Below are 13850 nucleotides of genomic sequence, written 5' to 3'. Positions count from 1 at the left end.
TTTTACATAAATGGGTCTAATTCGCTAAAGACCCAGGGGTTTTAACTCTTTCACCAGGTCAATTAACAAACGAAGACCGGTAGGAAGCTGATGTCGGCTGGAATAATAGATATGAAATCCTGGCCCGAGAGAGGCCCATTCAGTAAGAACCAGACGCAATCGCTCTTCTTTAAGGTATTGAGAGATGAGAGGTTCAGGGCAATACATCAGACCCAATCCGCCGAGTACAGCCACTAAACCCGTTTCAGCTTGGTCGATGGTAAGCAGAGGTGGAACTTTTATCGTAATTTCTTCCTCTCCTCGCTCAAATTCCCACTGGTAGATTCTGTTATCGCCGAGTCGGTTGCTGATACAACGATGATTCATTAAGTCGTTAGGATGTTGAGGTGTTCCAAATCGGTTGAGATAATCCGGAGATGCGGCCACAACCCAACTAATATCGGCTGAAAGACGTTGTGCGATCATATCTTCCGGTACAGTCCCACCATAACGAATTCCTGCATCGAACCGTTCTTCAGTGACATCAACAATACGATTAGTCGCTGCGATATCCAGCTCAATATTGGGATAACGTTCAAAAAAAACAGGCAGGACGGGCCCAAGTAATAACGTCGCGGCTTCGACTGCAACATTGAGCCTTATCCTTCCTGCTGGAGCATCGCGATAAAAGTTTAATTGTTCCAGTGCAGAGTCAATAGTTTCTAATGGCAAACATATTGTGGTGGCAAGACTTTCCCCAGCAGCCGTCAGGGTAACGCTTTTGGTTGTCCGGTTCAGAAGCCGGACACCCAATCGTGCCTCAAATCCCTTCAGGGCGTGGCTCAGCGTAGAAGCACTAACGCCAAGCTCAATAGCCGCTTTGGTAAAACTGTGATGTCGTGCAATGGCCAAAAAATAGATCAGGTCTGCCATGTCGGCACGATTTAAATTCATACAGCCTCTGGGTCTGAAGAGAGATACGCAAGATTTTTTATGATGGCTCCTCCAGGGGCTGCATGCAATCACGATATTAACTTCTACCGCTCGATAATAAATATCGATGTTGTTCATCCCCTATATCACTACAGCCTGTAATGAGACACTGAGCGCCAGCCCATGGAATATTAGAAACGGTACAAGATCCTGATGATTACGTTGTCTCAGCTTCACGCTCTTGGTGGTCTTCCAGCAAAACCCAAAAGCAAAAAGCCCGCTCAGGTTTCCCTGAGCGGGCTTCTCTAATTTGGCTCCTCTGACTGGACTCGAACCAGTGACATACGGATTAACAGTCCGCCGTTCTACCGACTGAACTACAGAGGAATCGTTTGAACGGGGCGAATAATAACGGGGTGGCCTGGGCTTGTAAAGCCTGAAAACGCCTTGTCGTTTCGTTTGCTGCAAGATTATTCAACCTGCTGCTTTTTATGGCTTTTATTGCTGCACTGCTGCGCAGTGGTTCAGCTCCTGCCACTGGGTCGCGTCAGCATGCCTTATGCTGGTGCAAGCTTGGGCTATTCTCGCAGGTTGTGGAGAGAGCCATTAAATCGGCCACTATCATTTTTTCTTATTTTTCCGTCGATTAGTTCAGGCTTTCTCTTATTCCGTCGCTCTGGCCCGGATCTTGCTGCTGTTTAGCGATACGCAGTTAAGTGGCACGACGGAGGCAATATGAATTTCAGACGTCTTAAGTATTTCGTGAAAATCGTCGATATCGGTAGCCTGACGCAGGCAGCAGAAGTGTTGCATATCGCTCAACCGGCGCTCAGCCAACAATTGGCCACGCTGGAAGGCGAGCTGAAACAGCAATTGTTGATCCGCACCAAGCGCGGCGTAATGCCGACCGAGGCCGGTAATATTCTATATGCCCATGCCCAGACTATTCTGCGCCAGTGCGAACAGGCGCAGAGCGCGGTCAATAGCGCCGGGCAGGCAATGAGCGGTCATGTGTCGGTCGGGTTGGCGCCGGGGAGCCTGGCGTCACAGTTGGCTTTGCCGCTGTTGCAGGCGGTACGCGATCAGCATCCGGGTATTCTGCTCAGCCTGAATGAAAACATCGGTTCGACGCTGGCCGGGCAGGTCGCCAACCAGAATTTGGATATGGCGGTGATCTACGGCGCTAAAATGCCTGCTGGTTTGCAGGCCACGGCGTTAATGCGGGAAGATCTTTATCTGGTGGCGACGCGTGCGGTACCGAATCCCGGCAACAGCGTTGAACTACTGGACGTTGCGCGACTGAATCTGTTCCTGCCGCGTGAGGGGGACGTAGTACGTAGCCAGGTGGATGAAGCCATGGCGGTGCGTAAATTGGCCGCTAACGTGATTGGTGAAATTGAATCCCCCGGCACGTTGAGTGCGGCCATCGCCAGCGGCCTGGGCGCCACCATTTTGCCAGAGTCGGTGGCCCGCGCGATGATTGGCCCGGCCAAGGCATGGATGGCGCGTATCAATGCCCCGTCATTGAGCGTGCCACTTTCGCTGTGCATTTCCGGCCAGCAATCCCTGTCGGCCCCGGCGCTGGTGGTGAAAGAGATCCTGCTGTCGATCGCTGCCAGCCGCAGTCAGGAAAAACGCGTGCTGGCGCTGGTGCAATAAATCAGGACAGACTTTCCCGCTTAATCTTGCCGATGGCGGGGATGACCTGCACTGGCCCGGAAGTCGGGGGGCCAGGATTTTCTTCGGGAAGTGACAGTGCCAGTGAGAAACCGAAGGTATTGACGCCATCGACGCTGCGGACGAATGCTTCGCCATGGTGCATTAACGCGATAGCACGAACGATGGACAACCCCAGACCGTGGTGCATATCGCTGCGCACGCGCGAAGAATCAACGCGATAGAAGCGTTCAAATAACCGCGTCAGATGCTCCGGGGCGATGGCCTCTCCCTGATTGGCAACCGCCACCACGGCAAACCCGCGTTGTTCTTGTAGACGTACCGACACCGCGCTGCCTGTCGCCGCATGGCGCGCGCTGTTTTCCAACAGATTGGCCAGCGCACGATGAAACAGCCGGCGATCGACCTGCGCCCGTACCTCCCCGGAAATCTCAATAACCAAATCCTTTTCCATAAACGAGGGTTCGACATATTCGGCGGTTTTCAGTGACTCTTCGCGCAGTGACACCTCACTCAATTGGGTGGCGTATTGGCCCGCCTGCGCGTGAGATAAAAACAGCATGTCGTTGACGATAGAAGTCATGCGATCCAGTTCTTCCAGGTTCGATTGCAGCAGTTCCTCCAGTTCATGCACGCCACGTTCCCGCGCCAGTGCCAACTGAGTTTGGCCGATCAAATTGGTGAGCGGAGTGCGTAATTCATGCGCCACGTCGGCGTTAAAGCTCTCCAGTTGCCGCCACGCGATTTCTTGCCTTGCCAGGACGCCATTGAAGGATTCTGCCAGATTGCGCAGTTCGGCGGGCAACGCGGCGCTGTCCAGCCGTTGGCCGCTGGTGCCGGGCACCAGACTGTGTGCTTGTTCACTGAGATTAAGCACCGGGCGCATGCCGATGCGTGAGATGGCGTAACCCAGCATGGCCGCCAGCCCAATCCCCAGCAGTGAAATGACCACCAGCGCCCGGGTAAACTCGTTCAGGGTGCCCATGTAGGGGGTGGAATCAATGGCCACCACATAGCGCACTTCAGGGCGATCCCCTAACGACGGCAGGGTAGCGATCAACATATACAGCGGACAGCCACCCTGCGGATCCGGCGCGGTAGCGAAACCGTCCGGCAGTTTCGACCAGTGGGTGCCTGCCGGTGGGGGGCCGCCGATACGGTAGCGAGGATCGTTACTGATCACCCAGTATTTCACCTGGTTGCCTTCACTGTTGGACAGAGTATTGAGCTTTTGCTGCACCATCGGCCAATCGCGCGCGGTGCCTTTGGCTTCGATAAACGGCGAGATCAGCGAATGGCGAAAATGCAGTTCGTTGTGCATCTGGTTTTGCAGTGAGGCCAGCAGCGAGCTGCGCAGAAACAGTGCCAGCACCAACATGAGCAGCGCCATGGTCAGCGCAAACATTAAGGCCATACGGCTGGAAATAGAAACTTTCATTAAGGGGTGATCCGTGGGGCATCATGGCGCAGCGGGCGATTTTCCAACACATAGCCCATGCCGCGCACCGTGTGCAGCAGCTTTTGCGGATAAGGGGCGTCAATTTTGGCGCGCAGCCGCTTAATCGCCACTTCAACCACGTTGGCATCGCTGTCGAAATTCATGTCCCACACCTGTTCGGCGATCATCATTTTGGAGAGGATCTCCCCTTGATGGCGGGCCAGCAGGCTGAGCAGGGCGAATTCTTTGGCAGTCAGATCGATGCGGTCTCCGTCGCGAGTCACCCTACGCGCCAGCAAATCCACATGCAGATCGTCGATCTGTAATTGGGTCACATCAATGCCGTCGCTGGTACGGCGACGCAACAGCGCCTGAATGCGGGCGACCAGTTCGATCAGCGAGAAGGGCTTGGGCAGATAATCATCCGCTCCGTGGCGCAGGCCCTTGACGCGTTCGTCTACCGAACCGCGAGCAGACAGCATCAGCACCGGCGTTTGTTTGCTGGCTCGCAGGCCTTCCAGCACCGCGTAACCGTCCTTGCCCGGTAACATGACGTCCAGGATCACCGCGTCATAATCCTGCTGCACCGCCAGGTGCAAGCCTTCAATCCCGTCCCCAGCGACGTCCAGGGTATAGCCCAGTTCGCTTAGCGCGCGGTTAACGTAGGACGAAGTCTTTTCCTCGTCCTCAACCAACAGTAATCGCATGGCCACTCCCGTCATGGTTGCCTGGGGTTTAATTAATCATGAAACCTGCAGCCATACCACAAGGCATCACGTTCTGTGATGAGTTTATGACAGCCATAGGGTCGTCAAGCTGACGGCTGGCTGACATTTCTGTCAGTTAAGGACGCGGCTGGGGGAAAAACCGGTTAACTGACATGAATGTTATCTGGCGGTCACGTTGAGGTCAGTTCCCCGCTCGTACAGTAACCTTTGGCTGCCGGGTGGTGTGCCGCAAAACTCCAGATCCAATACGCAAAAGGAAACGCATTCATGAGCCTCAAAATCGCCTCTCTTGCTGTCGGCGTGGTGGTCATCGCGACCTCGCTTTCCCTGTGGCTGGTGGTGGCTGCCAGAGAGGCACCGCCTGCGGCCCCTCCGCCGCCGCCGCGAGTCGGGGTGGTGACGCTGAAAAGCGAACCGATCGCATTGACCAGCGAACTGCCGGGCCGTATCGCGGCTTTCCGCAATGCCGAGGTGCGGCCGCAGGTGGGGGGGATTGTGCAAAAACGCCTGTTTACCGAAGGGGAAGAGGTCAAGGCGCAGCAGCCGCTTTACCAGATTGACGCCGCACTGTTTCAGGCGGAATACAATCGCAGCAATGCTGCGCTGGCACGGGTACGGGCGCAGTTGCGTACCGCCGAATTATTGATCCAACGTTATCGCCCCCTCGCGAATAGCCGCGCCATCAGCCGTCAGGTATATGACGACGCGGTGGCCGCTCATCAACAGGCGGTGGCAGATGTACAGGCGGCTGAGGCACAGTTGGAAACGGCGCGCATCAATTTGGTTTATACCCGGGTATTGTCGCCCATCGACGGCATTATTGGGCGTTCGTTGGTCACCGAAGGGGCTCTGGTGACGGCGCAGCAGGCCGCGGCGGTAGCGGCAGTACAGCAGATCGACCCGATTTATGTGGATGTTACCCAGTCCAGCGCCCAGTTGCTGCGGCTGAGAAATGCGCTGGACAGTGGTGCAGTCGCCCAGGCCGAGGGCCCGCAGTCCGCTGCGGTCAGCCTGACGCTGGAAGATGGCTCGCGCTACGCCCACAGCGGCAAACTGCAATTCTCAGAGATTACGGTAGACCGCTCCACTGGCTCGGTAGTCCTGCGGGCGGTGTTTCCCAACCCGGAGCGCAAGCTGCTGCCGGGCATGTTTGTGCGGGCGCGGCTAATCGAGGGTATGGCGGCACAGGGAGGGGTGCTGGTGCCACAACGCGGTATTACCCGCAACCCGCGTGGTGAGGCAACCGCGCTGGTGGTGAATGCCGCAGACAAGGTTGAACTGCGTGAGCTGACCACCGAACGGGCGTTGGGGGACAGTTGGCTGGTTTCGGCCGGGCTGTCGCCGGGCGAGCGGGTGATTGTTGAGGGCGTGCAATTGGTTCGGCCCGGGGTGCAGGTGAATGCGGTGGAATGGGAACCGGCCACCATAACGGCGCAACGAGACAGCACGCGCAAGGAGCCGGCTCATGGCTAAATTCTTTATCGATCGGCCGGTGTTCGCCTGGGTATTGGCGATCATCATGATGCTGTGTGGCCTGTTGTCGATTGCCAATTTGCCGGTAGCCCAGTACCCGAGTATCGCGCCGCCCACCGTCAGCATTCAGGTCAGTTACCCCGGCGCGTCGGCAAAGACGGTGCAGGATACGGTGGTGCAGGTGATCGAACAGCAAATGAACGGCCTCGATAACCTGCAATATATTTCCTCTGAAAGTAATTCCGACGGCAGCATGAGCATAGCGCTGACCTTTGCCCAAGGCACCGACGCCGATACCGCTCAGGTTCAGGTGCAAAACAAGCTGGCGCTGGCGCAACCGCTGTTGCCGCTGGAGGTACAACAGCAGGGGATCCGCGTCACCAAGTCTACCGCCAACTTTATGATGGTGCTGGCGTTTGTCTCAACGGACGGCAGTATGACCCGTCAGGATCTGGCGGATTACGTCGCCTCCTATGTGCAGGACCCGATCAGCCGGACCAATGGCGTGGGGGATTTCCAACTGTTTGGCGCGCCTTATGCGATGCGCATTTGGCTGGATCCCGCAGCCCTGGTGAACTACAGCCTTACGGTCACCGACGTCAGCAACGCAATCCAGGAGCAGAATGTTGAGGTTTCATCCGGCCAATTGGGCGGACAACCGGCGCTGCCCGGACAGGAACTTAATGCCACCGTGATTGGCCCTTCACGTTTACAGACGCCGGAAGAGTTTGGCCAAATCCTGCTGAAAACCGACCCGGACGGTTCGCGGGTACGTTTGGCCGACGTGGCGCGCATCGAGCTGGGAGCGCAGAACTACTCTATTGACAGCTACTACAACGGCGACGCTGCGGTGGGGCTGGGGGTTCGGTTGGCAACCGGTGCCAATGCGCTGGAAACCGCCCAGGCGGTGCGCGCCACGCTGGCGGAGTTGAAACCCTTCTTCCCGCCGGGGATGGAGGCCGTCGATGCCTACGACACCATTCCGTTTATCAGTCTGTCGATCGAAAACGTGGTACGCACGCTGATAGAAGCAGTGGTGCTGGTGTTTGCGGTGATGTACCTGTTCCTGCAGAACTTCCGCGCCACGCTGATCCCGACGCTGGCGGTACCGGTGGTGCTGCTGGGTACCTTCGGCGTACTGGCGGCTTTCGGGTATTCAATCAATACCCTGACCATGTTCGGCATGGTGCTGGCGATCGGCCTGCTGGTCGATGACGCCATTGTGGTGGTGGAAAACGTCGAGCGATTGATGCATGAGGAGGGATTGTCGCCGAAGCAGGCGACCCGAAAATCGATGAGCCAGATCACTGGCGCACTGGTGGGGATTGCCATGGTGCTGTCGGCGGTGTTTGTGCCAATGGCGTTTTTTGGCGGTTCAACGGGCGTGATCTACCGTCAATTCTCGATAACCATTGTCTCTTCTATGGTGCTGTCGGTGATCGTGGCGGTGGTATTTACCCCAGCGCTGTGTGCCACGCTGCTCAAACCGGTTAAACCGGCAGATCACGCTGCGCGAAAAGGTTTCTTCGGTTGGTTCAACCGCCGCGTTGAGTGGGCCAATCATAGCTATGCGGCTTCGGTGATGCGTGGGTTAAGTCGCCCACGTCGGTTGATGCTGATTTATCTGGTGATTGCTATCGCCACCGGCTGGCTGTTTACCCGCATCCCCACCTCGTTCCTGCCCCAGGAGGATCAGGGCGTGCTGTTTGCCCAGGTGCAGGCGCCGGCCGGTGCCAGCGCGGAACGTACACAAACCATGCTACGTGGTGCCTCCGACTACCTGCTAGAGATGGAGAAGGACAGTGTGCGATCGGTGTTTGCCATCTCTGGTTTTAACTTTGGGGGGCGCGGACAGAACGTCGGCACACTGTTTATTCGCCTGCACGACTGGGATCAGCGACCGGACGCATCGCAGAAGGCCGAAGCGGTTGCGGCCCGTTTGAATGCCATGTTCGCGCGCGACTTCCGCGATACCCGCACCTTTGTGGTTTCACCGCCGGCAGTGCGTGAATTGGGCAATGTAGCGGGCTTTAACTTTCAACTGATGGATCGCGGCGGCATTGGGCATCAGCGGTTGCTGGCAGCACGCGATAGCTTCCTGACGGCTGCCCGACAAAGCCCGGTGCTGAACAACGTTCGTGCCAACGGTCTGGAGGATGCGCCACAGTATGAACTGTTGATCGACCGGGAGAAGGCGCGGGCACTCAGCGTACCGATCTCTGAGGTTAATCGCACCTTGTCACTGGCCTGGGGGTCGGGCTATGTGAATGACTTTATCGATCGTGGCCGGGTGAAAAGGGTTTACGTACAGGGCGATGCTTCGTCACGCATGCTGCCACAGGACCTGGAACAGTGGTTTGTGCGTAACGACAACGGCGATATGGTGCCGTTCTCCGCCTTTGCCAGCGCCGAATGGACCTATGGCGCGCAGAAACTCAATCGTTATAACGGTGCACCGTCGTTTAACCTGCAGGGTGAACCGGCGGCGGGGTTTAGCTCTGGCGACGCCATGGCAGAAATGGAACGGATTGCCGCCACGATGCCACCTGGCGTGGGCTACGACTGGACTGGGTTATCGTTTGAAGAGCGGCTTTCCGGCGCACAGGCCCCGGCGTTGTATGCCATTTCGCTGTTGGTAGTGTTCCTGTGTCTGGCGGCGCTGTATGAAAGCTGGAGCATCCCCAGTGCGGTGATGCTGGTGGTGCCGCTTGGGGTGATCGGTGCCGTGGCGGCCACGCTGTTACGGGGCCTGGCCAACGACGTGTATTTTCAGGTGGGCTTACTGACCACCGTTGGACTGGCGGCCAAAAATGCCATTCTGATCGTGGAGTTCGCCAAGGCGCATTTTGAGGCTGGGGCCAGCCCGGAGCAGGCAGCGGTACAGGCTGCCAGGCAACGGTTACGACCGATCCTGATGACTTCGCTGGCATTTATCCTTGGTGTGGTACCACTGGTGATTGCCAGTGGCGCCGGCTCGGGCAGCCAGAATGCCATTGGCACCGGAGTGATTGGCGGCATGCTGACCAGCACCTTCCTGGCGATCTTCTTCGTGCCGGCGTTCTTCGTCATCATGCTGCGGTTGTTCCGGGTGAAACGTGCTAGTGAACGACGTCAGCAAGAGGAAGAAGCCGAACTCAGCGCCCCGGCACCGGGAGAGCCGTCATGATGAAATCTGTGGGCATGATGCTGGCAGCCGCCACTTTGGCGGGGTGTTCGCTAACGCCAGAGTACCAACGGCCCACCGCGCCGGTTGCATCACAGTATCCAGCCTATGGCACGGTGCAAACCGCAAGTGCGGTGACTGCGGATAGCGGTTGGCGCGAGTTTTACCGCGATCCGTTGCTGCAAACTCTGCTCGCACAGGCATTGGCCAATAATCGCGATTTACGTATTGCGGCGCTGAACGTGGAGGCCGTTCGCGCTCGTTATCGTATTCAACGGGCAGATTCTCTGCCCGCACTGGCGGCACAGGGGGATGCTGCGGTGCAGCGCACGCCGGGCGATCTGGCCGCTGGGGGGCAATCCGCTATCGGTCGCAGCTATCAGGTTGGCGGGGTCATGGCATGGGAACTGGATCTGTTTGGTCGTCTGCGCAGCCTTAATCAGCAGGCGCTGGAATTGTATCTGGCGCAGGATGAAACGCGGACGGCGGCACAACTGGCCTTGATCGCCGAAACCGCCAACGCTTATCTGGCGTTGCGTGCCGATAGCGAACTCCTGGCGCTGGCGCAGGAGACACTGAACTCACAGCAGGCGGCCTATGAGCTGGTAGATCAAAGCTTCCGGCTCGGCGTGGCGACCGAACTGGATCACAGTCAGGCAGAGATCGGGGTGCGAACGGCGCAGCGCGATTTGGCACGGTATCGGCGGCAGGTTCGGCAGGACAATAATGCCCTGACGTTGTTGATCGGGCAGCCTTTGACACCAGAGGTTTCCGCGCAGTTAACTCAGGCAAACAGCTTGCCAGACGGCCTGTTGCCTGAGGCGATCCCGGCGGGTTTACCGGCAGAGCTACTGACCCGGCGACCCGATATTCGCGCGGCGGAGCATCAACTGCGCGCTGCCAATGCCAATATTGGCGCGGCACGAGCGGCATTCTTTCCGGCTATCAGCCTGACCGGTTTCGGCGGCACGGCCAGCGCGGGTTTGGACGGGTTATTCTCTGCCGGTTCCGGTGCCTGGAGTTTTACGCCGCAAATCTCACTGCCGATCTTCTCTGGAGGAGCTTTACGTGCTGGGCTGGACCTGAGCGAGGTGCAAAAGCGTATTGAAGTCGCGCGTTATGAGCAGGTGATACAGCAAGGATTCCGTGAAACGGCGGATGCCCTGGCCGGTCGCGACACGCTGGATGAGCAGATCCTGGCACAGACGCAGTTGGTGGCGGCAAACCAGCGGGCCTACAGCCTGTCGCAGCAGCGTTTTCAACAGGGCGTAGATAACTACCTTAACGTGCTGGATTCCCAACGCTCGTTGTATGCGGCGCAACAGGTATTGGTAGAGACGCGTTTGGCGCGGTTGACCAATCTGGTCGATCTTTACCGTGCGCTGGGTGGCGGCTGGCGGGAGTAACGGTCACTGGGGCTTCAGGCGCGATTTTCACCGGCCTGAAGCGGTAACAGATTAACTGAGCTGGTAACGACTGTCTGGCTGCGCGGCGGCCGGCAAGTCTGTTTCATCATTCATTTCACGCAGGTTGATCTCAATCGTATTGCACATGGCATTGAGCGGCAGATCGTTGGCTGCAGTACCAAAAGGATCTTCCAGTTCTTCCGCCAGCGAGTCCAGTGAGATGAAGGTATAGGAGATAAATACCGATACCAGCGGCGTCATATAGTGCAGATCCGGCACCAGCGCGAAGGGCAGCAGGGTGCAGAACAGATAAACCGTACGGTGAACGATCAGGCTGTAGGCGAAGGGGATCGGCGTATTGGCGATGCGTTCGCAGCCGCCGAGGATCTCCGACAGTCGGTTTAGATTCTGATCGATGCTATGAAACAGCACGTCCGACAACTGGGCCGATTGCCGCTTCTCACCCAACCATTGACCCATCATCAGTAGCAGCCGGTTACAGGGTGACGCGCTGCTTTCAATCGCCCGCAGGTCGGCATTAGGTAGCAGGCGCTGTAGGTCTGCGCTGATATCAGTGCCACGCAGCTGATGTTTCAGGCAGTAGCTAAACGCCATCAGCAGGGCGGCAAACTCATGTGTCGCCTGGTCCTGCTGCGGCAGCAGGCTTTTAATCTGGCGCAGCAGCGAACGCTGGACGATCAACAGGCTGCCCCACAGCAACCGCGCCTCGGTGAAGCGTGCATAGCTGACGCTGTTACGAAAGCCGAGAAAGATAGCGATCGCCACGCCCAACAAACTGAAGGGGGCCAGGGTCAGCTTGACGCCCAGGTGTTCGTACCATTGGAAACAGAGCACCGCGACCAGCGACATTGCCACGTTAAGGCTGAGGCGGAACAAAATTTTGGAGAGCACCGAGCCGTGCCAGACGAAAAGCCGTCTGAACCAGTGTTGCTGAGGTCTGACAATCATAGGTGTGGGGCTGACTGGGGAATAGAAGCCGCAGTTGTAACAGATTTGCGGCCCGTTCATCAACGGTCTGAGCGCTAAAAGTTAAAAGTCTCCCAGCAGACGGAATGCTGTCCCGTTAATTTCCGGGAGGCGAAAAGTAAGCTACATTCGTGCCGATCTCAGTCTCCATCCGTCATAACCCTCAGATTTTTATTTCGTTTACATTACATTTTCTGATGATGCTTAAGCTAAGGTAATAGCGTGGGCGCGGGATGCTCCCGGCGAGCGGGGGAAGGCGATCATGGGTCAGACTGTCTGCTCGGCATCAACATAGGAGAAGATAAATCTGTTTAGTAAAGTGAGGCTATGGTGAAGCAACGTAAATATTTAACCCGCAATGAGATTGAAAAAATCTTACGCGCCACGGCACAGGGGCGTCATCCGCAACGGGATGCCTGTCTGTTAAAAATGTGTTTTATTCACGGGTTTCGGGTCAGTGAATTGGTTCGTCTGACATTGTCGGACATTAATCTGGAGGCTGGCATCGTTTATGTCAGGCGGTTGAAAAACGGGTTTTCCACTACCCATCCCTTAACACCGGAGGAGTTGCCTTATTTGCATGCCTGGCTGGCACACCGATTTACGCTGGACGACCGCTCTGCGCCCTGGCTATTTTTGTCGCAAAAGGGCGGTCCGCTTTGTCGGCAGGCGGTGTACAGCTTGCTCAAGCGACTCGGCCGATTGGCCGGCGTGGATGTGACCGCTCATCCGCATATGTTGCGCCATGCCTGCGGGTTTGCGCTGGCCGATTTGGGGGCGGATACACGCCTGATACAGGATTATCTTGGCCACCGTAATATCAACCATACGGTGCTCTATACCGCCAGCAATTCGCAGCGTTTCAATGAAATTTGGACACGAAATGGGGCGAGAAACTTAAGGGCAAGAGTCAAAGCGGAATAATCGGAATTGGTTATTAATCAGTAGGTTACTTTAATAAAAATGTGTCATTTTGTATCAAAGTGTCGCCATATTAAGAATGCCCCCCTATTTTGTCAAGCCTTGTCAGTGGATTGTTGTATCATATTGATAATCAAGGATTATTTTTTCAACCTCCTCGTGTGTGTCATCTCCGTAGCTTATTTTCTACCCCCTCATTTCTGCTTGAGTAACGCTTAGAACTCTTCTTTGGGTATATTTCTAGAATTATATTCTTTTTGTTTTATTTATTTAGAAATAAAAAGCCAATTAATTATTAATTTACAGGCATTAAAACTTAATGTGTCACTTTGATACAAAATGGAACATTGCCTGGATGGCGTGGCCGTTTTTTATCGGGGTGAATTTGGTGGCGGCGGAGGGATGCCCGTCTGCCGGAATTTATCACCAACTTTATTCCCGGTTCGTTGGGAACCGGAATCGAAAATCACGTCTTTTAAGGGATTACAAAGCATGAACATGAACAAAAATCTGATTGCGGCAGTACTGGCTACCATGGCGATGGGCTCAATGGTTTCCACGGCTAATGCGGCCAACCAGGGCAGCGGCTCCGTGACCTTTACTGGGTCAATCATCAACGCACCATGCTCGATTGCGCCGGACTCCGTTGACCAAACCGTCAATCTGGGCAGCGTGGCCAACAAGGCACTGAAGGACGGCGGCAAATCCAGCCCACAATCTTTCAACATCAAGCTGCAGGACTGCGACATTACCGGTCTGACCAATAACACCGTCACCGCCACCTTCACTGGTACCCCGTCTAAAATCAATGCCAACAATCTGGGCCTGACTGGCACCGCCAGCGGCGCGGCCATTGTGCTGACCCAGGGCGGCACCGACATTAAACTCGGCGAACCTACCACCGCCACTAAAGTGGGTGACGGCAATAATACTCTGACGTTTGCCGCCTTCTTGCAGGGTGAATCCACTACCACCGCCGCCAGTGGGGGGACTCCAGCCAAAACCACCTATTCCCCGATTGTTCCCGGTGATTTCAAGTCGGTCGCCAACTTCACGCTGGCCTATCAGTAAGCCTCGCACGGGCGCTATTGCGCCCGTCCCTTTCTGTCGCCAGCCCGATTGAAGTGAGGTTGCCTCATGTTCCG

The 13850-nt window shown here is 56.3% G+C and carries 10 protein-coding genes and 1 tRNA gene; 6 read left to right on the top strand and 5 right to left on the bottom strand.

All coding sequences use genetic code 11. From position 1 onward, the window contains the following. Nucleotides 1–24: 24 nt before the first annotated feature. Together QOT07_RS16410 and QOT07_RS16405 are read right to left on the bottom strand one after the other, a co-directional pair. Nucleotides 25–933, bottom strand: a complete 909-nt coding sequence (locus QOT07_RS16410; protein WP_283603576.1) for a LysR family transcriptional regulator — start codon at nucleotides 931–933, stop codon at nucleotides 25–27. 290 nt (nucleotides 934–1223) lie between these two features. Continuing rightward, nucleotides 1224–1299: transfer RNA gene (locus QOT07_RS16405), tRNA-Asn, on the bottom strand. 348 nt (nucleotides 1300–1647) lie between these two features. Between QOT07_RS16405 and nac the strand changes: the two genes are divergently transcribed. Then, nucleotides 1648–2571 carry a nitrogen assimilation transcriptional regulator NAC gene (gene nac, locus QOT07_RS16400; RefSeq protein ID WP_112349491.1) on the top strand — a complete coding sequence of 308 codons (924 nt, stop codon included), beginning with the start codon at nucleotides 1648–1650 and terminating at the stop codon, nucleotides 2569–2571. A 1-nt stretch (nucleotide 2572) separates the two neighbouring features. Here nac and QOT07_RS16395 read toward each other — a convergent pair whose 3' ends face one another. Together QOT07_RS16395 and QOT07_RS16390 are read right to left on the bottom strand one after the other, a co-directional pair. After that, entirely contained in the window at nucleotides 2573–4027 is a 1455-nt protein-coding gene (locus QOT07_RS16395; RefSeq protein ID WP_283603574.1) for a heavy metal sensor histidine kinase, read from the bottom strand. Beyond that, the gene (locus QOT07_RS16390) at nucleotides 4027–4734 is read right to left on the bottom strand and encodes a heavy metal response regulator transcription factor (protein ID WP_099064535.1); all 708 of its coding nucleotides are present in this window, start codon (nucleotides 4732–4734) and stop codon (nucleotides 4027–4029) included. The genes QOT07_RS16395 and QOT07_RS16390 overlap by 1 nt, the downstream gene beginning before the upstream one ends. Before the next feature lie 288 nt (nucleotides 4735–5022). On the opposite strand from QOT07_RS16390, the gene QOT07_RS16385 reads away from it, so the two are divergent. Genes QOT07_RS16385 through QOT07_RS16375 form a run of 3 tightly spaced genes read left to right on the top strand, consistent with a single transcriptional unit; the run spans nucleotide 5023 to nucleotide 10797 of the window. Further along, complete coding sequence (locus tag QOT07_RS16385; protein WP_207978235.1) at nucleotides 5023–6228, top strand: efflux RND transporter periplasmic adaptor subunit; 1206 nt, start codon at nucleotides 5023–5025, stop codon at nucleotides 6226–6228. After that, nucleotides 6221–9394 (top strand): efflux RND transporter permease subunit, encoded by a 3174-nt coding sequence (locus QOT07_RS16380; RefSeq protein ID WP_283603573.1) that lies wholly within the window; start codon nucleotides 6221–6223, stop codon nucleotides 9392–9394. The genes QOT07_RS16385 and QOT07_RS16380 overlap by 8 nt, the downstream gene beginning before the upstream one ends. Next, nucleotides 9391–10797 (top strand): efflux transporter outer membrane subunit, encoded by a 1407-nt coding sequence (locus QOT07_RS16375; RefSeq protein WP_219016636.1) that lies wholly within the window; start codon nucleotides 9391–9393, stop codon nucleotides 10795–10797. Before QOT07_RS16380 ends, QOT07_RS16375 begins: the two co-directional genes overlap by 4 nt. 51 nt (nucleotides 10798–10848) lie before the next feature. Here the strand turns inward: QOT07_RS16375 and QOT07_RS16370 are convergent, their stop codons facing one another. After that, nucleotides 10849–11766 carry a bestrophin family protein gene (locus QOT07_RS16370; RefSeq protein WP_283603572.1) on the bottom strand — a complete coding sequence of 306 codons (918 nt, stop codon included), beginning with the start codon at nucleotides 11764–11766 and terminating at the stop codon, nucleotides 10849–10851. Nucleotides 11767–12114: 348 nt separating this feature from the next. Between QOT07_RS16370 and QOT07_RS16365 the strand changes: the two genes are divergently transcribed. Together QOT07_RS16365 and QOT07_RS16360 are read left to right on the top strand one after the other, a co-directional pair. After that, nucleotides 12115–12708: a tyrosine-type DNA invertase gene (locus tag QOT07_RS16365; protein WP_099064819.1), complete on the top strand. Its 594-nt coding sequence runs from the start codon at nucleotides 12115–12117 to the stop codon at nucleotides 12706–12708. 489 nt (nucleotides 12709–13197) lie between these two features. Next, nucleotides 13198–13776: a fimbrial protein gene (locus QOT07_RS16360; RefSeq protein WP_207978242.1), complete on the top strand. Its 579-nt coding sequence runs from the start codon at nucleotides 13198–13200 to the stop codon at nucleotides 13774–13776. Nucleotides 13777–13850: the final 74 nt, after the last annotated feature.

Origin of the sequence: Serratia proteamaculans (assembly GCF_949794035.1) — a bacterium.
Classification (GTDB): Bacteria; Pseudomonadota; Gammaproteobacteria; order Enterobacterales; family Enterobacteriaceae; genus Serratia; species Serratia proteamaculans.
The sequence above is the reverse complement of the archived record's forward strand: the minus strand, read 5'-3'. Positions and strand labels throughout refer to the sequence as shown.